15 protein-coding genes are annotated in these 20,329 nt (G+C 69.9%); 2 read left to right on the forward strand and 13 right to left on the reverse strand.

The window, feature by feature from the left end:
• Positions 1-51: 51 nt before the first annotated feature.
• The 4 genes from mfd to galK all read right to left on the reverse strand — a co-directional run bounded on the left by mfd (position 52) and on the right by galK (position 6,293).
• Complete coding sequence (gene mfd / locus I6B53_RS08580; protein ID WP_216763827.1) at positions 52-3,729, reverse strand: transcription-repair coupling factor; 3,678 nt, start codon at positions 3,727-3,729, stop codon at positions 52-54.
• Between the two features lie 39 nt (positions 3,730-3,768).
• Positions 3,769-4,368, reverse strand: coding sequence for an aminoacyl-tRNA hydrolase (gene pth, locus I6B53_RS08585; protein WP_216763828.1), 600 nt, complete (start codon positions 4,366-4,368; stop codon positions 3,769-3,771).
• A gap of 36 nt (positions 4,369-4,404) precedes the next feature.
• On the reverse strand, positions 4,405-4,905 hold the full coding sequence (locus tag I6B53_RS08590; RefSeq protein ID WP_216763829.1) for a GtrA family protein: 501 nt from the start codon (positions 4,903-4,905) through the stop codon (positions 4,405-4,407).
• A gap of 143 nt (positions 4,906-5,048) precedes the next feature.
• Positions 5,049-6,293, reverse strand: coding sequence for a galactokinase (gene galK / locus I6B53_RS08595; protein ID WP_216763830.1), 1,245 nt, complete (start codon positions 6,291-6,293; stop codon positions 5,049-5,051).
• A 144-nt stretch (positions 6,294-6,437) separates the two neighbouring features.
• Here galK and I6B53_RS08600 point away from each other — a divergent pair, with 144 nt between their 5' ends.
• Positions 6,438-6,980 (forward strand): 2'-5' RNA ligase family protein, encoded by a 543-nt coding sequence (locus I6B53_RS08600; protein WP_216765437.1) that lies wholly within the window; start codon positions 6,438-6,440, stop codon positions 6,978-6,980.
• 26 nt (positions 6,981-7,006) lie between these two features.
• The gene (locus I6B53_RS08605) at positions 7,007-8,188 is read left to right on the forward strand and encodes a YhjD/YihY/BrkB family envelope integrity protein (protein ID WP_216763831.1); all 1,182 of its coding nucleotides are present in this window, start codon (positions 7,007-7,009) and stop codon (positions 8,186-8,188) included.
• Here I6B53_RS08605 and I6B53_RS08610 read toward each other — a convergent pair.
• The 9 genes from I6B53_RS08610 to I6B53_RS08650 all read right to left on the reverse strand — a co-directional run bounded on the left by I6B53_RS08610 (position 8,176) and on the right by I6B53_RS08650 (position 20,327).
• Positions 8,176-9,066: an exodeoxyribonuclease III gene (locus tag I6B53_RS08610; protein WP_216763832.1), complete on the reverse strand. Its 891-nt coding sequence runs from the start codon at positions 9,064-9,066 to the stop codon at positions 8,176-8,178. The genes I6B53_RS08605 and I6B53_RS08610 overlap by 13 nt on opposite strands.
• A complete protein-coding gene (gene argB / locus I6B53_RS08615) occupies positions 9,063-9,980 on the reverse strand; it encodes an acetylglutamate kinase (protein ID WP_216763833.1) in 918 nt (305 codons plus the stop codon). The genes I6B53_RS08610 and argB overlap by 4 nt, the downstream gene beginning before the upstream one ends.
• A gap of 47 nt (positions 9,981-10,027) precedes the next feature.
• On the reverse strand, positions 10,028-11,032 hold the full coding sequence (gene argF, locus I6B53_RS08620) for an ornithine carbamoyltransferase (RefSeq protein WP_216763834.1): 1,005 nt from the start codon (positions 11,030-11,032) through the stop codon (positions 10,028-10,030).
• Positions 11,033-11,166: 134 nt separating this feature from the next.
• Positions 11,167-12,387: an arginine deiminase gene (locus I6B53_RS08625; protein ID WP_216763835.1), complete on the reverse strand. Its 1,221-nt coding sequence runs from the start codon at positions 12,385-12,387 to the stop codon at positions 11,167-11,169.
• A gap of 97 nt (positions 12,388-12,484) precedes the next feature.
• The gene (locus tag I6B53_RS08630) at positions 12,485-14,038 is read right to left on the reverse strand and encodes a serine/threonine-protein kinase (protein WP_216763836.1); all 1,554 of its coding nucleotides are present in this window, start codon (positions 14,036-14,038) and stop codon (positions 12,485-12,487) included.
• Positions 14,038-15,423: an FHA domain-containing protein gene (locus tag I6B53_RS08635; RefSeq protein WP_216763837.1), complete on the reverse strand. Its 1,386-nt coding sequence runs from the start codon at positions 15,421-15,423 to the stop codon at positions 14,038-14,040. The genes I6B53_RS08630 and I6B53_RS08635 overlap by 1 nt, the downstream gene beginning before the upstream one ends.
• Positions 15,424-15,500: 77 nt before the next feature.
• Complete coding sequence (locus I6B53_RS08640) at positions 15,501-16,601, reverse strand: RDD family protein (protein ID WP_216763838.1); 1,101 nt, start codon at positions 16,599-16,601, stop codon at positions 15,501-15,503.
• Positions 16,594-19,068 carry a transglutaminase domain-containing protein gene (locus I6B53_RS08645; protein ID WP_216763839.1) on the reverse strand — a complete coding sequence of 825 codons (2,475 nt, stop codon included), beginning with the start codon at positions 19,066-19,068 and terminating at the stop codon, positions 16,594-16,596. Before I6B53_RS08645 ends, I6B53_RS08640 begins: the two co-directional genes overlap by 8 nt.
• On the reverse strand, positions 19,065-20,327 hold the full coding sequence (locus I6B53_RS08650) for a DUF58 domain-containing protein (protein WP_216763840.1): 1,263 nt from the start codon (positions 20,325-20,327) through the stop codon (positions 19,065-19,067). Before I6B53_RS08650 ends, I6B53_RS08645 begins: the two co-directional genes overlap by 4 nt.
• Positions 20,328-20,329: the final 2 nt, after the last annotated feature.

A 20,329-nucleotide genomic window follows, 5' to 3' on the forward strand; every position in this document is an offset into this window, starting at 1 on the left:
GCTCCTCACTCCACGGTCCCTCGGAGGCGGCGTCCCCGGGGCCCGAGCATTCTATGACAGGGGGCGCAGGATCTTCGTCACCACCGTCTCCACCCACTCCAGGAGCGGCTCTCCTGTGACCGGCTGCCCGCCGATGCGCGCGGTCATGGGGGCCGGGACCAGCACCTGCCGGAGGGCCGCCTTGATGACGGCCCCCGGGTGCAGACGCCTCAGCCTGACGATCTGCGAGTCCGTCAATTCCACCGGCGCGAAACGCATGTACCTGCCCTGCCCGGTGACCTCTTCGATCCCTGCCCGACGAACCACCTCACGCAGACGCGCCACCGCGAACAGCAGGTCGACCTCGGGCGGTACGGGACCGAAACGGTCGGCCAGTTCCGCACGCAGATCCGCTTCCTGGGCGGAAGTGGTCACGGCCGCGATCTTGCCGTAGACCTCCAGACGGAGCCTCTCCCCCGGCACGTATTCGGGGGGCACATGGGCGTCCACCGGCAGGTCCATGCGCAGATCCGCCTTCGGCTCCTGCTTCTTGCCGCGCACGGCGGCCACGGCGTCGGCCACCATCCGCACGTACAGGTCGAAGCCGACTCCTTCGATGTGGCCCGACTGGGCCCCGCCCAGCAGATTTCCGGCTCCACGGATCTCCAGGTCCTTCTGGGCCACGGCCAGACCCGACCCCAGGTCCGAGTGCTGTGCGATGGTTTTCAGTCTCTCGTGGGCGGTCTCCGACAAGGTGCGCTCACCGGGGTAGAAGAAGTACGCGTAGGCGCGTTCCCGGCCTCGTCCCACGCGGCCGCGCAACTGGTGCAACTGGGACAGGCCGAAGGTGTCGGCGCGGTCCACGATCAGCGTGTTCGCATTGGAGATGTCCAGGCCCGTCTCCACGATGGTCGTGCACACCAGGACGTCGAAGTGCTGGTTCCAGAAGTCGATGATGACCTCTTCCAACTGGTGCTCGGACAGCTTGCCGTGGGCCACCCGGATGCGGGCCTCGGGCACCAGGTCCGCCAGGTGCGAGGCGACCTCGTCGATGGATTCGACCCGGTTGTGGACGAAGAAGACCTGCCCATCACGCAGCAGCTCTCGACGGATGGCGGCCACCACCTGAGCGTCGGAGTGGGCGCCGACGAAGGTCAGGACGGGTTGGCGCTCCTCGGGCGGGGTCTGCAGGATCGACATCTCGCGGATGCCGGTCACCGCCATCTCCAAGGTGCGCGGGATGGGGGTGGCGGACATGGACAGCACGTCGACATCGGCGCGCAGGGCCTTGAGGGTCTCCTTGTGTTCGACGCCGAAACGCTGTTCCTCGTCGATGACGACCAGCCCCAGGTCCTTGAAGGCCACCGTCCCGGTGAGCAGCGCGTGCGTGCCGATGACGACATCCACTCCGCCCGAGGCCAGGCCCGCCTTGACCTTCTCGGCCTCCTTCGGGGTGGAGAAGCGTGAGAGCGCCCCCACGGTCACCGGGAAACCCGCATAGCGTTCCTGGAAGGTCTCCAGGTGCTGTTGGACCAGCAGGGTCGTGGGGACGAGCACCGCGACCTGCTTGCCGTCCTGGACGGCCTTGAAGGCGGCGCGCACGGCGATCTCGGTCTTTCCGTAACCGACGTCGCCGGTGAGCAGACGGTCCATGGGAACGGTCTTCTCCATGTCGGCCTTGACCTCGTCGATGGTGACCAGCTGGTCGGGGGTCTCCACATAGGGGAAGGCCTCCTCCAATTCGCGCTGCCACGGGGTGTCGGGGCTGAAGGCGTGGCCCTTGGTGGCCTGACGCACGGCGTAGAGGCGCACGAGTTCCTTGGCGACCTCGTCCACGGCTTTGCGGGCCTTGGCCTTGGCCTTGGCCCAGTCCGCCCCGCCCATCTTCGTCAAGGTCGGGTGGTCGGAGCCCGTGTACTTGGAGATCTGGTCCATCGAGTCGGTCGGCACCATGAGGCGGTCTCCCGGATGCCCGCGTTTGGAGGGGGCGTACTCGATGACAAGGTAGTCGCGGGTGACGGCCGCCTCGCCGCGCCCCATGGTCCGCTGGGTGAGTTCGAGGAAGCGTCCGATGCCGTGCTGCTCGTGGACCACGTGGTCACCGGGGTGCAGTGACAACGGGTCGACTCCCTTGCGTCGGCGTGAGGGCATGCGGCGCATGTCGCGGGTGGAGGCGCCCGCCCGCCCCGTGAGGTCCCCGTCGGTGAGGACCGCGAGGCGCTGGGTGGGGGCGACGAATCCGCGTCCGGCGCGCGAGGTGGTCACCAGGACCAGACCCTCCTCCGGGCGGGTGGCCACGTCGACGACGAGGCGCGCCCCGATGCCCTCGCTCGTGAGTATGCTCACGAGGCGTTTGGCGGGCCCCGGGCCCTCAGTGGTGACCACGAGGTGCCACCCTGCGCGCGCGAGCTCCGCGATGTCGCCGGTGGCGGCCTCGAAGTCGCCGCGGTAGGGGCGCACTTCGCGGGCGCCGATGCCGACCAGTGACGGGCTGACGACCCGTGGGCGCACCTCGTCGGCCAGGAGGGGCCCGCCCGGACCTTCGCCACTGCGGCCCTGTGGTGCGGTGGCGCCCTCGTCAGCGCGGTCCTGACCGGCCACGGTCGCGTCGGCGAGTTCGGCGGGTGGAAGACTGGTCAGGTCCCACCAGGTGCGCCCGCCCTCGCCGCGCAATTCGTCCAGGTCCAGGAAACTCGCACTGCCGGCCTCCAGGGGGACCCCTCCCCCACCGGCGGCGACCGACCAAGCGGCGGTGAGGAATTCCTCGGTGGTGCGGGCCAGGTCCTCGGCGCGGGCGCGCACACGTTCGGGGTCCGAGACCAGGACGGGACTGCCCTGGGGCAGCAGGTCGACAAGGCGTCGCATCCCGCCGACGAGGACGGGCGCCAGGGACTCGATCCCCGGCGCCGGGATCCCTTCTGCCGCCAGTTCCAGCATCTCGGCCGCGCCCGGCAGGGTCGTGGTCAGGTTCCGGGCGCGCCGACGCACCTCCTCGGTGAGCAGCAGTTCGCGGCAGGCGGTGGCCCACAGGCCGTCCTCGGCCGCACCCAGGGTGCGCTGGTCGGACAGGGAGAAGGCGCGGATCTCGTCGACCTCGTCCCCCCAGAGCTCCAGGCGCAGCGGGTGGGGCTCGTGCGGGGGGAAGACGTCGAGGATGCCGCCTCGCACGCTCACCTGGCCGCGCTGCTCGACCATGTCGACTCTCTGGTAGCCAAGCGCGGTCAGCCGGGAGGTGAGTTCGGGCAGGTCGACGAGGTCCCCTCGGCGTACGCGCACGGGCTCCAAGTCACCCAGACCCGCGATGACGGGCTGCAGGAATGCGCGTACCGGGACGACGAGCACCTGGAGGGGGCCGGCGTGCGGGTCACCGGCCACCGGGTGGGCCAGGCGCCGCAGAACCGCGATGCGCCGCGCCATCGTGTCGCTCTGGGGTGAGAGGCGCTCGTGGGGCAGGGTCTCCCATGCGGGGAAGACGGCCACCCCCGCCGGATCCGTCCACGAGGCCAGGGCCGCGCCCGCCTGGTCGGCGTCACGGCCGGTGGCGGTGAGCATGACCACCGGCGTTCGGGAGGTGCCCGTCAGGTGCTGCGCAACGGCGGCCACCAGGGCGGGGCGCACTCCGACCGGTGCGGCGGCCACGCCGGGGGTGGAGGCCGCGACGGAGTCGACGACCTGCGCGAATGCGGGGTCGTCGAGGAGTTGGTCGGCCAGGCCCGTGAGTTTCACGATGGTCCTTCCCCTGGGAGTCATGCGGCCATGCAAGGGTAGCCGCCGGCCCCCACATCTGCCTCAGGCGGTGTGCAAACTCATCTGCGCCTGGGAGAACCCTCGTAGGACGACGTCCTCGACGACGTCAGCGGCCTGTTCGACGGTGACGTCGACCTCGGGCCTGTCCTTGGCGGTGATCCTGGCCAGGACGTAGTCGGCGGGGTCCTGGCGTCCCGGTGGGCGTCCGATGCCGATGCGCAGGCGGTGGTAGTCCTTCGTGCCGATGGACTGGGAGATGGATTTCAGGCCGTTGTGGCCGCCCTCGCCCCCGCCCCTCTTCAGACGCAGCTCGTGGGCGGGAAGGTCCAATTCGTCGTGAAGGACCAGCAGATGCTCCGCATCCACGCCGAGGAAGGTCATGAGGCGCGAGACGGGCCCCCCGGTGATGTTCATGTACCCGTCCGACACGGCCAGGACCACGCGGGGGCCGGGTACGCCACCGGGGAGGACCCCCAGGCGCACGTCGGCCACATGGGTGCCGGACTTGTGGGAGGTCAGATGCGCCCCGCAACGCGCCGCCAGCACGTCGACGGTCATGTGTCCGACATTGTGTCGGGTGTCGGCGTACTGGGCGCCGGGATTGCCAAGGCCCACGACGAGCCAGGGCCGGGTTTCACTCATGGCAACGATCCTAGTGTGCGGGACCGGGCGCTCCCTTCAGCCCTTCTTCTTCAGGGCTTCCTTGAAGACCCAGATTCGCATGACGACGTACAAGAAGATGCCTTCACAGCAGGCGGAGGTGAATCGGGCGATTTCCGCATTGATGCCGAAGTGGTCGTGCAGGACGACGGTCAGGCCGACGACGAAGATCACGTACTGGGCGACCAGCCCCACCGTGTAACGGTACCCGTGCAGCAGGAAGTGCCCGTGCACCTGGAAGTTCAACCACTTGTTGAGCACCAGCGAGTACAGTCCCGCGATCGCGTAGCCCACGGTGACGGCGATCTTGAGGTCCCAGTGGAGAACCTCCTTGAACAGGGCCAGGAAGGCGATGTCCACCAGGAAGCCGCTGCCGTTGATGAGGGCGTAGCCGATGAAGGTCGTGGGGACCAAGTGGCGCATGAAGGGCGGGATGATCTTCTGGATCCCCCCGACCAGCCGCAGGAATGCCTGCGGTGCCCAACTTGCCGGGCCCGCGTGCTCCACTTCGCTCGACATCCCCACCTCCGTCACTTTTTCCTCACGGCGCCACCTCGGCACCCTCAGTGCAGGTTACACGCCTGCCCGCGGGGTCGCGTGGCTCACTGCGGCTCGCACAAGGAGCCGCCAGCGAAGAGTCGCGGCCTCGGTACCGTCAATGCTCATTGCTCCCTGCCGGCCGGTCCGCCCGGGACGGCGATCATGAAGTGCGGTTCATTGAGTCGGGCCAGCGCGAAGGCCTCTGCCACACGGGCCGCGACCTCGGCCCCCTGCCCTTGGTCGACGAGGGCGATCGCGCTTCCCCCGAATCCTCCCCCCGTCATGCGTGCCCCGTGGGCCCCGTGGGCACGGGCGACGTCCACGGCCAGGTCGAGCTCACGGCAGGTCACCTGGTAGTCGTCCCTGAGGGAGTCGTGGGAGTCGTCGAGGAGGGCTCCTGCCACGGCCAGGCGTTCACCTTCGAGGGGTCCCTGTCGCAGCAGGTCGATGAAGGCCCGCGTGCGGGCGACCTCGGAGACCACATGACGCACCCGCATGACCTGGCGGGGATCTTCCACCTTCGCCAGCGCTGCGTCGAGGTCCTCGACCTCGACGAGAAGGTCGACCCCGAGGACTGCCGCAGCCGCTTCGCAGTCCGCACGGCGCGAGGCGTACTGGCCGTCATTGAGGGAGTGCGGGGCGCGGGTGTCGATGACGAGCAGTTCCAGGTGATCTCTTGCCAGGTCGAAGGGAATCTGCTCGGTGGACATGTCCCGACAGTCCAACGCAAGGGCGTGTCCGGCGGCGCAACGCAGTGAGGCCGTCTGGTCCAGGCCCCCCGTGTTGGCGCCGGCGATCTCGTTCTCGGCGCGCCTGCAGGCATCGACCAGGACTTTGCGCCCCTGGTCGTCGGGGGCCTGGGCAGTGCCCGCCAGGCCGAGGTCGAATAGCTCGTCCAGGGCCACTGCCATCGAACACTCCAGTGCCGCGGAGGAGGACAGCCCGCCACCTTGCGGCACGCAGTTCCACAGGGCGACGTCGAAGCCACCCAAGGGGCCGTGTCCTGCCTGCTCCAGGGCCCAGGCGACGCCGACCAGGTAGGCCGCCCACGTCCTGACCTCGCCCGCCTGCCCGCGGGGGGCGACCTCGTCCAGGTCGACGACGTCCACGGCATCGACGGTCTGCGGGGAGACGAGGCGCACGATGCGGTCCTCGCGGGGGCGCACGGCCACGTAGGCCCGGTGCGGCAGGGCGATCGGCAGGCAGGGGCCACCGTTGTAGTCGACGTGTTCGCCGATGACGTTGACCCGTCCCGGGGCCGACCACACGCCCACGGGGTCGCCCCCGAAGACTTGGGTGAACAGCGTGCGGGCGGCCGCCGCGCCTTGGTCGCCACCTGCCGCAGTGTTCCACACGATCTCAGTCACGGGTCACCACACCTCCTTCACTTCGGCGGACCCACGTCACGTCCTCGTGCTGTCGGCCACACTTTGAGAACGTTAACACGGAGAGAGTGGAAAGCCAAGTGAATTACGATGATCTCTCACGTGGTTACCCGCAATCGAGGAATGATGTACCTACCCCCGCGCCGCCCAGACGAGGACTGGTTGGGCGTCGTCATCGCCATTCCCGAGCCGTGGGTCTCTGCCCTGACCAAGGCCCGCCTGGACCTCGGCGACGCCATGGGGGCCTCCGTCCCGGCACACATCACGCTGGTCCCCCCACTGGCCGTTCCCACCTGCGCCCGCATCGACGTCATCCGACATCTGCGCTCCATCGCCCTCAAACACCGCCCCTTCCGCGTCACCCTGCGCGGGGCAGGGTCCTTCGCCCCCGTCTCCCCCGTGGCCTTCGTCAATGTCGACGAAGGCGCCGCCGAGTGCACCATGTTGGCCGAGGACCTGCGGTCGGGCCCACTGGACCACCCTCTGCGTTTCCCCTACCACCCGCATGTGACCCTGGCGGCAGGCGTCGACCATGAAACCCTGCAGCGGGCGGTCGAATTCGCGGGCGGAGTCGAGGCCTCGTGGATGGTCCCGGGTTTCCGCCTGGACCGGGTGGACGAGAACGGCATGTACCATTCGCAGGCCCTCTTCGACCTCGTCACCTCCTGAACCCCGCCGTCCCGTAGCGTGAGGGCATGAGCCATGCACGCGGCAACACCCTTGGCGCCGCCTCCCCCGAGATCGAGAAGAACGCCAACCCGACCCGCTCACGCCAAGCAACGATCCTGCGCGAAGCCTCCGCCGGCAGCTTCCGCGCCCTTGCCCGCGCCCTGGGCGAAGGCACCCCGCTCGAACGCCTGCGGGCGTTGACACAGTGGTGGCCCAACACGCGCCTGGCCCGCACCCTTGCCCGCTACTCCATCCGCAACGGGGGCCTGCTCTCCACAGGAATGGCACTGACCACCCTGCTGTCCCTGACCGCCGCCCTGACCGCGGGCCTGACCGTCTTCGTCGCCCTGCTCGGCGGCAACGACGAACTGCGCGGCGCCGTCCACGCCGGCATTGACACGGCCCTGCCGAACCTGCTCCGCTCGGCAGCCAACCCCGACGGCCTCGTCGACCCGGACAGCCTCATCAACTCCAATGCCCTGTCGCTGACCGGAAGCGTCTCCTTCGCCCTGGCCATCTGGGCGGCCCTCAACGTCGTCGGCCAGATGGGCTCATCCATCCGCTCCATGTTCGCCGTCACCGCGATCCCCGACAGTTTCCTGCGTCTGCTGGCCCGCAATGCCGTCGGAGTGCTCGGGATCGGAGTGGCCTTCGTCCTCGGCGCGGGACTGGCCGTGGTCACGGACCTGGCCGGAGACCTCTTCTTCGACACGGTCGGCATCTCAGGGCGCGCACCCCGACTCTTCGCCGCCGCCGCGTCCAATGGCATCCAATTCCTCGTCTTCGCAGCAGCCACATGGCTGCTCATCAGGCACGTCGCCGGCGTGCGGGTCCCCCGACGAGACCTCCTGTGGGGGCTGGCCCTGACGGGAATCGCCAGCCTGGTCCTGCGCATGGTCGGCACCTCGGCCGCAGGCGCCGTCAAAGGACCCCTGCTCACCACCGCCACGGCTCTGGTCACCCTGGTCCTGTGGCTCAACCTGCAGATGCGTCTGGTCCTGACCATGTGCGCCTGGATGGCCAACCCGCCCCGGCTGCACGTCGTCACCGACGCCGCCAGCGTCCACTTCGTCGAATGCCCGAACTACGTCACCGTCTCGGCGCCTCACACCCTGCTGTGGCCGCACAATGCTGCCTCCGGCGACATCGTGCCGACAGGAACCCGAGGGCTTGACGCCCGGCCCTGCGTCCCGCCTCAGACCTCGTAGTCGACGACCAGGGGCGCGTGGTCCGAAAAACGCGCATCATAGGACGCCGCGCGGCAGACTTCGACGCGCTTGGCCATCTGCCCAAGTGAGGGGGTCGTGAACTGGTGGTCGATCCGCCACCCCGCGTCGTTGTCGAAGGCCTTGCCGCGCCACGACCACCACGTGTACGGCCCCTGGACCTCACCTGCCAGCACACGCGTCACATCCACCCACCCGGCGTCCAACCAGCCGGCCAAGTGGGCGATCTCCTCGTCCAGGACCCCGGCCCGCTTGTTGTGGTTCGGCGTCCAGTTCTTGATGTCCGCACGGGAGAGCACCACATTGAAGTCCCCCGCGACCAGCACATTGGCTCCGCAGGACAGAAGCTCACCCATGCGCGTGTCAATGCGCGCCAAGTGCGCCATCTTCGCCTCCTGCTTGGCAGTGCCCACCTCACCGGAATGGAAGTAGGCCGACACCACGCGCACTCGCCCACCCGATGAGGTCTCGACCTCCGCTTCGACCCAGCGACCCGAATCGACGTCGACCTCGTCGGCGTAGAGGAAGGGGCGTGCCCCCTGAGCGCCGTCGACGCCACCCTGCGCACCGACCAGGTCGGCGCGGTCGCGATGCACGGCCATCGCAACACCGGCGCGGCCCCTGATGCGGCACGGCACCCACACCCCCTGCCACTGGCTGCCCAGAAGGTCTGCGGCCACATCGGCCGGCGCTCGGACCTCCTGCAGGAGCAGCACGTCGGGGGCGGCCTCGTCGAGCCAAGCGGTCAGGCCGCGCCTGTGGGCGGCCCTGATGCCGTTGAGGTTGACGGTGGCCACCCGCAGCAGGGAGTCGGGCCCGCCGGCCCCCGTGATGCCGCCCACCCCGGTTTCCCCGCTCATGCGAGATCCTCCTCGTCCGGAAGGACCATGGTTCCGGTGCCCTCGTCCGTCATGACCTCGATGAGGACCGAGTGGGCCAGGCGCCCGTCCACCACATGCACCTGCCCCACTCCCCCGTCGATGGCCTCAAGGCAGGCCTGGACCTTCGGAATCATGCCCGAGGAGATTGCCTCACCCAGGGCCCTCAACTCGGAGGCCGTGATGGAACTGATGAGCGAGTCGGGATCCGGGTAGGCGCTGTGGATGCCCTCCACGTCGGTGAGCATCAGCAGCTTCGCGGCGCCAAGCGCCACCGCCAGGGCCGAGGCCGCAGCGTCGGCGTTGATGTTGAGCACCCCCGCCGGGTCGTCCTCGTCCAGGGCGATGGAGGAGATCACGGGGATGCGTCCGGCGTCGAGCAATTCGAGGACGGGCGCCGGGTCGACCTCGACGATGTCCCCCACCAGCCCGTAGTCCACCACGGTGCCGTCCTCACTGACGCGCCTGCGACGGGTGGCCCGGAAGAGGGCGCCGTCCTCGCCGGAGATGCCGACCGCCAGCGAGTCCTCCGAGTTGAGTTGGGCGACAAGGGTGCGCTGGACCTGGCCGGTGAGGACCATGCGCACCACCTCCATGGCCTCCGCGGTGGTCACCCGCACCCCGTCACAAAAGGGCGTTTCAATGCCGAGGCGCTTCATCATGGCGCTGACCTGCGGGCCTCCGCCGTGCACGACGACGGGCCGCATGCCGACCTGGCGCAGGAACTGGATGTCCTGGGCGAAAGCCACCTGCGCCTGCGGATCCGTCATGGCGTGTCCGCCGTATTTCACGACCACCGTCTGGCCGCGGAACTCGCGCATCCAACCCAGCGCTTCACTGAGGACCTGGGCGCGCTGGGTGGCGCTGAGGTCTGTGGGATCGTGCCGGGTGGCCATGGGGGCTCCTGTCTACGAGGGCGAGCGGGGCGGGGCGAGGGCGCCAGTCAGTCCCACTGGCCCAAGGTGGCGACCATGACGGCCTTGATGGTGTGCATGCGGTTCTCGGCCTGGTCGAAGACGATGGAGGCAGGGCCTTCGAAGACCTCGTCGGTGACCTCGAGTTCGGGCAGGCCGGTGGCCTGGAAGATCTCTTCGCCCACGGTGGTGTTGCGGTCGTGGAAGGCCGGCAGGCAGTGCATGAACTTGGCGCCGGGAGCGGCCTTGGCCATGAGGGCGGCGTTGACCTGGTAGTCCTTGAGCAGGGCGATGCGCTCGTCCCAGACCTCCTTGGGCTCTCCCATGGACACCCAGATGTCGGTGTGGACGAAGTCCACGTCGGCCACGCCCTCGTCGACGGACTCGGTCAGGGTGACGGTGGCGCCCGTCTGCGCGGCGACCTCGCGGGCGGCGGCAATGCACTCGTCGTCGGGCCACAGGGACTTCGGGGCGACGATGCGCACGTCGGCGCCGATGAGAGCGCCGTTGACCAGCAGGGAGCGTCCGGTGTTGAAGCGGGCGTCGCCGACGTAGGCGAAGGAGACCTGGTCGAGGGGCTTTCCGGCGTGCTCGCGCATGGTCAGGGCGTCGCAGAGCATCTGGGTGGGGTGCCAGTCGTCGGTCAGGCCGTTCCACACGGGCACACCCGACAGGCGGGCCAGGGTGTCGACCTTGGACTGGTCATCGCCGCGGTACTCGATGCCGTCGAACATTCGGCCAAGGACCCGGGCGGTGTCGGCCACCGACTCCTTGTGACCGATCTGCGAGGCAGAGGGGTCCAGGAAGGTCGTGTGGGCACCCTGGTCGGCAGCGGCGACCTCGAAGGCGCAGCGGGTGCGGGTGGAGGTCTTCTCGAAGACGAGGGCGATGTTCTTGCCCACCAGACGCCGGACCTCGCGACCCTCCTTCTTGGCCGCCTTGAGCTCGGCCGCCAGGTCGATGAGAGCGAGCCACTCGGCCGGGGTGAAGTCGAGTTCCTTGAGCAGGTGTCGGCCGTGGAGCGCGTGGTGCATCAGAGGTCCTTCCGGGTACGTCTTCGGTGTGCCTCCAGTTTCCCACGCAAGCCCCCTCCCCTCGCAATCCGTCCGCCGTCCACGACGGACGATTCTCGCGCGAGATTCGTCCGTCGCGTGGTGAGATTCGTCCCTCAGGAGACCTTTCGGGAGATCGGGCAGGTCATGCAGCGCGGTCCGCCACGGCCCCGGCCGAGCTCGGAACCTGCGATCGGCAGGACCTCGATGCCGCGTGAGGCCAGGAAGTCATTCGTGGTCGTGTTGCGCTCGTAGGCGACGACCACCCCCGGCGCCAGCGCCACGAGATTCGACCCGTCGTGCCACTGCTCGCGATCGGCCGCATGGCGCCCCATCGGGGCCGAAAGCACCTCCACCGAGTCCAGGCCCATCGCCTGGGCGATCACCCGGTGCATGTCCTCGGCCTCATTCGAACGCACCTGCAATTCGCGTCCGTCCGGGCAGGTGATCGTGTGCGAACGCAGCATCCCCAAACCGGCGTACTTCACGAACACGCCCTCGTCGGCCATGGTCATCACCGTGTCCAGATGCATCTGGGCGCGGGTCTTGGGCATCTCCAGCGCGATGACCCGGGTGATGCACCCGTCCAGCAGCAGTGTGCGGGCCAATTGCTCGGCGCCCTGGGCGCTGGTGCGCTCACCCATGCCGATCATCACCGCTCCCCCACCCAGGACGATGAGGTCGCCGCCCTCCACCGCGGCGCTGTCCGGCCCCAGGCCGTCGTCCCACATGGGCACCTCGGCGTCGGCGAACATCGGGTGGTGGCGGTAGATGATCCGCGCGTTGAGGGACTCGCGTCGTCGCGCAGGCCAACGCATGGTGCCCACCGCCACCCCCCGGTCGATCCACGCAGAGGTGTCACGGGTGAACAGGTGATTCGGAAGCGGCGGGACGACGAAGTCGTCCTCCGCCTTCGTGCGCAGCAGCACCGAGTCCTTCACCGAGGTCGCCGCGAGCAGTTCCTCCTTGGTCAGGCCCGCCACCAGCAGGTCCGCCAGGGCCTCCGCGTCCAGGCCCTCCGCCCAGGAACGCACGTCGTCGGCCGTGAGCACACCCAGGTCGTCCTCGTCGAAAGCCCCCTCAAGGGCGGCGCGGCGCCCCCCGGGGGTGGCCAGTGCCTCCGTGAGAAGGCGCTGCAGGTGCAGGACCTCGACCCCGCGCGAGGCCATGGTCGCGCAGAAGGTGTCGTGCTCCTCCTGGGCGCGTTCCAACCACAGGAGGTCGTCGAAGAGCAGGTCGTCCATGTTGGACGGGGTCAGGCGCAGCATCTCCTTGCCGGGCCGGTGGACCATGACCTGTTCGAGGGGAGCAAGGTCCGAGGAGATGAAAGGTGCCACGCGAGTCCTCCTGTCGGGTTCACCGCTGTCGGGGTGGCGCCGCACGGGTGCGCGGCGCTCGACAAGCCTATCCCCGACCGACTCCGCGCTCACCCGCTCAGGGGGTGACCACGCAGGTGACCACGGGTGCCGAGGTGGCCCCCTTCTCCTGGCGAACGACCAGTTCAAGGCAGGTCCGACCTTCGACGGGCGCGACGATGACGGAGGTCTTCGGTGTCTCCTGGACGGGACGGCCCTCGGTGGGGTCCACCACGCGGTACAGGTAGGACACTCCTTGTCCGGCGGAGTCCCACGAGAACGTGACACCGTCCGGGCCGACCGTGCCGGAAAGGCCCGTCGCCGAGCGGACGGTGGGCACGGGAACGTTCGTCAGGACGCCGGACTCGGTGGTCTCGGCCGGAGGGGAGTCGGTGGGCACTGCGGACTGCCACAGGTGCCTGAATGCCATCCCGGCGACGACGCCCACCGCCAGCACAAGGGCGAGGAAGCCGACGACGACGGTCGTCAGGTTGCGTTGGACGCTGCGCCGCCGCGCCCTTTCCCCACGGCTCTCCGCCCGCGAGCGCAGGAGGGGCAAGGTGGCCTGGCCTTCGAGGCGGCGTTGGTCGGGGACGAAGTTGAGTGAGGGCGAGGCGGCGGTGGCGGCAGCGGCCTCGTCGATGAGGATGACCCGCGAGACCTTCGTCTCCGCGTACTGGCGGCCCAAGGGTGCCGGAGCGGCCCCCCGCGAGCCGGGCTCGACGAGGAAGGAGGTGGGGCCGCGCCCGTTGGAGGCGGAGCCGTCACCGTATTCGAGGACGTCGAAGGAGGTGACGGGCAGGCTCTGGTCCCACTGGACCTGCTGGAGGCCGCGCGCGAATTCGACGGCGCTGGACTGGCGGGCCGCCGGGTCCTTGGCCATCGAGCGGGCAAGGACCCGTTCGAGTTCCTCGGGCACGTCCTCGCGTCCCGTGCGGGGCGCGGGGACGTTGAGGATCCTCATGGTCAGCGCCGACTCGGAGTTGTCGCCGCCGGGCACTTCGAAGGGGGAGTAGCCGCACAGCATCGTCCACAGGGTCGCCCCCAGGGAGTAGACGTCGGCGGTGGGGTCCAGGACGGAGTTGCCGCGCTGTTGTTCGGGCGGCGACCACGGCAGGGACAGACCCCGGGCACCGTCGTGCTGGCCGGCGGACATGGAGGCAGCCAAGCCGAAGTCGGTCAGGACGGGCAGGCCGAGTTCGGTCAGGAGGATGTTGCCGGGTTTGACGTCCCGGTGGATGATTCCTTCGCGGTGCAGGGAGGCCAAGGCACCGGCCAGCCGGATCCCCTTGTCGAGGACGTCGTCGACGGCAAGGGGGCGCGAACGCACGCGGTCGACGAGGCTGGGTGGCGGGCAGTACTCGGTGACCAGGTACTGGCGCCCGTCCTCGCAGGTGCCCACCCCGTGGACGGTGAGGACCGCGGGGTGGGCGGACAGGCGCGCCATGAGGTTGACCTCACGACGGAAGGCGTCGCTCGAGTCGGTGTCAAGGGTGTAGCGGGGCACCTTGATGGCGACATTGCGGTCCGGGACGTGCTGCCGGTACAGGAAGACGTCCGCGAACCCGCCCGAGCCGACGTGTCGGACGTAGTCGGCTCCGGGGATCCGGGGAGGAGCCGGCTCAGGCGCCATCAGGACTCCAGCCGGACGGTGACCGTCGCCCCCAACCGGAACACGTCACCGGGACGAAGCAGGACCGGTGAGCCCTCCCCCACCTTCTCGGCCTCGGCGCCTTCCCGCAGCAGGTAGGTGCCGTTCTGGGAGCCCAGGTCGCGCACGCGCGCATCCCATCCGTCGACGCGGATCTCGCAGTGGCTGCGTGAGACCTCCTGCTCGACGTCGTCGATGGCGACCAGGCGCGGGGCCCGCCTGCCCACGCTCGCGGTGGCGGTGGGGTTTCGGCCCAGGACCACGTCGCGGTCGAGAAGCACGGTCTCACCCGTGGACAGGACCAGGCGTCCGACCGGCGGACGGGTGATGCGCGCCAAGGACTGGCTCATGCCCTTGCCGCAGATGCGGCACTTCTGGGTGAAGGGCGGGTTGGGGTGGTCGTCGAGGCACATGACGGCCAGGACCTCGGCCCCGTGGTAGGTGAGGGACTCGGGTTCCAGGACCCTCGTGTCGGAGACTCCTTCGGCGGCGAGCCCATGTTCGGCGCGCGCACGGTCAAGGGAGTTCCAGCGGGTGCGCATGGGTTCCACCGCGTCCCCGGCGTCCTCCCCGCGCACGAGCACCATGGTGTCGGAGACCTCTGCGGGAAGGGCGGCCAGGGGGAAGCGGGTCGCGGGCGCCTCCTGGGCGGCCTCGCCGGCGGGGCCGGCCTCCTCCGTGGAGGGTTCGGCAGCGGCGGGTTCGGCAGCCGCGGGCTGTTCGTCGGCGGAGCGGTCCTCAGAGGATGGCTCCACAGTGGGCACGGTCCGGACCTCCGGTGAAGGCTCGGCCCCGCCCTCGGTCAAGGACCCGGGCTCGGCAACGTGCCCGGTGGCGGCTGCGGCAGGCGATCCCTCACCCCACCGGGAGCCCTCCGATGCGTCGTCGGCGGACTCCTCACCGGAGGGGGCCGGGCGGACCTGCCCGTACTCGACCAGGCTCACCGGCAGGACCGCGTCACGGGCGTCGAAGGCGTGGGTCTGACGGACCTTGGCGATGTCGGCGCCGGGGGCCTCCACGGACCACGCCTGGATCCGGCCCACGCGACGCTCGGACCACGTGATGAGAGAACCACCGTCCAGGCGGACCGTCTCCTCCTCGGTGCGCACCTCGATGGTGAAGTCTCCGCGCACGGCGATCCGACCGCCCTCGCCCTCGTGAAGGACCACGGCGAAACCGGGCATGTCGGTCAGGGAGCCGCCGAAACGGGTCGTGAGCACTTCGACGATGCCCGCGAAGGTCGTCCCTTCGGCAAGTTTCTTCCAGAATTCGGGGGCGATCTCCTCGTGACCGGGGTCAAGGACGACCGCCCCGGCGGGGGTGAGTGCGACAGTGCATTCACCGGGGTACCAGGTGCAGATGTTCATGAGTGTCCTCACTTGGGGCTTTTCACGGATACGTCGGGGGATCGGCACGGGGCCGACACGGTGGCGGACCGTCAGGGTCAGCCGCTCACCAGGACCATGCGGGTCCCGAAGAGGATCAGGGTGCCGGGCGGGGCCTCGACGGGCTCCCCCGGAGTCAGCGAACGCTCGGTGCCGTTGCGCGTGGACAGGCGCGTGCCATTGGTCGAGGCGAGGTCCTCGACGAAGACCGCCCCCTCACGTACACGCAGCAGCAGGTGGGACTTGGAGACGGCGCATTCTTCGTCGGCCAGGGTGTAGGTGGCCATTCCTTCGCGTTCGCCGCTGGCCGTGGGGGCGCGTCCCACGACCAGGGCGTCGACGAGGTCGAACTTCGTGCCGTCGTCGAAGACGAGACGCACCGCCCCCTTGGGTCGCAACCCGATGCTGCGCTCCAGGTCGGACTGGGCGCGCGAGTCCGACAGGAGACGCGCGGTGTCGACACTGGCCCACGTGGAGGGCACGGGAGAGTCGGAGGCCACGACCTCCTGGGGCACGGGCTCGTGGCCCGGTGGGAGGGTCTCCTCGAGACTGGGCAGGGTCGGAGTGTCCAGCAGGGTGTAGTGCCTGGGGGCGTCGAGCTGCTCGCAGGCTTCCTCGACGATCTCACGTTCCTCGGGCAGTTGCTGCGCGGGGAGGCGGGCAGGAGCCTCCGACTCCGCGCGCACACTGAGGGTCCCGCAGATCCGGTCGAACCACGTCCGGTTCATCTCCCCCTGGGAGTAGTAGGACACCAAGGCCGTGGCGACGCCTGCGGTCGGCAGTGCGAAAATCATTTCGAGGGCGAGTTTGAGGAGGTTGCGGGCGGGGTCGGGGGCGCCGGTCTCGATGCCGATCCACCGCACCCCGGCCACGCGCATGCCGACGGTCTGCCCCTGTCCGACGAGGCCGAGGACGCTGATGGCGCCGTGGACGAGCGCCGCCACGAGGCAGCAGGCGAGGATGACAAGGACGACCACGCCGGGGGCGGTTCCTGTCGAGTGCCAGGCGAATGTGGCGCCTGCGGCCGCCAGGAGCACCGCCGTGACCGACACGTCGACCACGTGGGCGCTCACCCGCGGGGTGTTCCCCGCGGCCACGAGGCCGTCCAAGTGGTCGGGCACGGTGACGGGCACTCGCCCTTCGACCCTGATCTCAGCCATGGTGCACCTCCTCCGTCAGCTCCGTGGCGCCGCCTTCCGTGTCGTCGCCGGTCTTGACCGTACCGTACGCGCCGGTGCGCCTGTCCACTCCCACTTTTGCAAGAAGTGGTTCTGCTCGCACCCACCGGCGGTGAAGTCCTCGCAGGGAGAACAACGCCTTGAAGCGTCGCCTGCGTCCTGCGGCGCTTCTCACTGCCCGGACCAAGTCGTCGACCTGGCCCCACACCGTCCGGCTCGTCGTCTCGTCGACCTCCTCGGGGCCGAAGACCGCCGCGTCGATGGTGTCGGCAAGGACGGCCGCGTGGCGGCGCTGGGCGTCGGCCGTGCGGAAGGCCGTGGCCTGCCCGGACTCCTGCCCGAAGGCGGCGCGGTCGATGACCAACGCCTGCGCGGCGCGGGTGACCCCCGCGGGCACGGTGATGCCGAGCTCGCGGCTGCGGTCCAGCAACTCGTCCCAGGCCGACAGCGACCGGATCTCCGGACTGCCCTTGACCCGTCGGCGCCGCATGCGCATGGCGCGCAAGGCGATGAGCAGGAGCAGAGGGGACAGGAGCAGCAGGATTCCACCCACGGAGGCCATCGCCACGATGAGGGGCCAGCGCTGGTCGGTGGTGGAGTCGTCCTTGTCGTCCTCGCTCTCGTCGACCTCCTCCGTGGGCGCCTCGGCCGGGTCCTCGGGCGGCTCGGGCGGCTGGAGGACTTCGGGACGAGGGCGGGGCTTGGGCTCGGGCACTTGGGAACGCAGCGTCTGGTCCTTGGGCGGGGTCGGGTCGAAGGGCACCCAGCCGATCCCGTCGAAGGGGACCTCGACCCACATGTGGACGTCGTCGCCGGTGAGTTCGACGGTTCCTGCGGCGCCCGTCGGAGGCAGGAATCCGATGACGACCCGCGACGGGATGCCCAAGGACCTGAGCATGAGGGCCATGGCGGGCACGTACTGGTCGTCGTCGCCGACCATGTTGTCCGATTCGAGGAAGTGCTGGAGGCGGTCGGCCCGGTGTCCGGGCCGGGACAGTCCGTCCGTGCCGTCGGAGTAGAAGCCCTGGGTGTGCAACTGGCGCTGCAACATGCGGACCTGTTCGAATCCCGCCGCGGCGCCCTGGGTGAGTTCCGCCGCACGGGTGCGCACGGCGTCGGGAACGTTGGAGTCGGCCGGCATCTGCAGGGCCGTCACCGTGTGGTCGGCCAGGACCGAGTCGGGCACCGCCCGGTCGAGGACGGCACCCACCGTGTAGGCGTCACCCTTGACCAGGGGGATCGCTGAAAGGACCGAGGAATTGCCGCTGGCGGTGTACAGGGCTTCGGCCAGCTGCTGCCTGCGGGCCGACGTGTACTCCAGGGTGCGTGTGCGTGCCCCCGCCGGCACCCACGACCCCGTGTAGTCGACCACTTCGACTCCGAGTCGGGTCGGGCTCTCCCCTTCGGGCAGTGGATCGTCGGTGAATCGTTGGCCGACGTGGAGGAAGGTGTTTGCCGGGGCGCTGCCCTCGATCTGGAAGACGGTCCCGTCGTAGGCGTCCAGGGTGGCAAGGCGAACCCGCGCCCCCTGGGGAAGGTCGGCGACCCGCAGAAGGGTCTTGTCGACCCCGTCCGTGTGCCACGACCGGAAGTGGACGGCAGGAGAGGTGTACTCACGCAGGTCCAGCGGCGGCTCGAAGTGGTCGCGCAGCACCGTGCGATGCAGCCCGGAGGGAGTGACCTGGTGCACGGCCCACGCCGCGCCGCCCGACAGGGCCAGCAGGACCACCAGGCCGAGGATGCCGGCAGTGTCGACCCTGCGCACGCTCTCCCCGATGCGCAGGTCGGAGGCCCCGAGGCCCTTGCGGGCGCGGGCCACGGCCAGCACCGCCCACACGAGGGCAAGGACCGCGACCGCCACTCCGATGGGCAGGGCGAAGGGGGCGTGCTGGGACCCCCACAGGATTCCGGCAAGGCCCAGTGCGAGCGGAGGAAGGACCGCCACGGTGGTTCTCCTGCGGCGCGTGGCGATGCTCACGGCGATGAAGGCGGCGACCTCCCCTGCCAGGAAGGGGACGACGGTGACCGACCCGGCCTCCAGGACGGGCGCCTTGACGGTGAGCAGGTCCTTCCACCCGGTGACCACGCCGATGGTGAGCAGCCTGATGGTCTCCACCGTGGGCAGGATCGTCTGGGTGGTGGTCCCCGGCAGGCAGGCGATGCCGCCGGCCAGGAGGTGTCCGAGGACTGCGACGACGAAGCTGCCGGCGATGCCCAGGCGCATGCGGGTGGCCACCAGCGCCACGCAGATGCCGACCAGGACTCCGGCCCACGCGGCCCGGTAGCCGATGGTGCCTGAGAAGACCCCACCCCACGGTGTGGCCGCGGCCAGGAGGAGCAGGGAGAGCAGCACGACCTCGCCCCAGCGCCACGAGGCCGTGCGGCGTCTGCGGACCCCGCGTTCGGCCTTGCTGCGCCCGGTGCGTCGCGCCGGAGGAGAAGTGGTCATCGTCCGATCCTCCTCACCATGGCGGCAAGGTCGTCCAGTGCTCCCAGGGTGATGACGGACAGGCCCCCGACGGTACGGGTGGTCGACTCGGCGCCGGGTACGCAGCGCACGACGACGGGGACCACCGTGGGCGGCAGGTCGGAGAGCAGGGAGTGCAGGCTCGTGACGGAGCGCGCCCCACCGGTGACCAGGACGAGGACGGAGGCGCCGGGCACGCAGGCCACCGCCAGGTGGACCACCTCCGACAGTGTGCGCACGACCGGTTCCATCTCGACTTCGGTCAGGGCGTCGAGAACCGCCCTGGAGGTCGTCGAGTTCACGGTGCCGGCGTGGGTGCGCAGTGCCACCTCGACGGACTCGGCCAGGGCCGCCCGCGCCAGGGAGGCCACCACGGCGACCCCGTCCTCGAAGGCGCTCTCACCGGTCCACGCCTGCTCGTCGAGGTCGAGGACCTGGAGCAGGTGGGAACGTCGGGACTCCTCGAATTCGCGCACGACGACGTGCCCGACGCGGGCGCTCGTACGCCAGTGGACATTGCGGCGGTCGTCGCCGGGCACGTAGTCACGCAGGGAGCGGAAGGCGACGTCCGCCGAGGACAGGTCCTGGGTGGCCACCCCGTCAAGGTCCTTGACCGGCCCGACCGCGTCGAAGGGCAAGGGGACCGAACGTGGGTGGACCCGAAGGTCCAGGGCCTCGGACTGGGCCCGCACCCGTCGCACGAGGCCGAGAAGGTCACCGCGGACGATCCTCGCAGGACCCACTGCGCGTCGCCCTCGTCTGCGGGTCAGGACGACGAAGGGATCGGTGTGGGTGCCCTTGGCCTCCACCCGGGGGCTCCAACGCGACACCGTCGAATCCTCCATGAGGAACTCGACCAGGACCGGACGCATCCCGCGCGGCGAAGGGTTGCCGATGACGAGCTCACCGACGGCGTCCTCTCCGGCGACCACGCGGTCGCGCAGCAGACGCAGTTCCACCGTGGACGAGGTCGGCGCGAAGGACAGGACGAAGGCCCCGGCGACCAGGACGAGCGCCCCCGCCCCGGGCACGAGCAGCTCCGGCCAGGACCAGCGCAGACCCGCCAGCACCGCGAGGCCCCCGACCAGGGCCACCGACCATCCGAGCGGCGTGATGCCCGCCAACGCCCGCGCGAATGCACCGATGACGGGCGTGCGGCGCAGCAGCGAGGCGGCATCGCCGAGGCCGCGACGCACCACTCCGCCGCGTCTGACGATGCGGCGGCGGGGGCGGTCGGTCACCG

It is taken from the genome of Schaalia sp. 19OD2882, assembly GCF_018986735.1.
In the GTDB taxonomy this organism is placed as follows: domain Bacteria; phylum Actinomycetota; class Actinomycetes; order Actinomycetales; family Actinomycetaceae; genus Pauljensenia.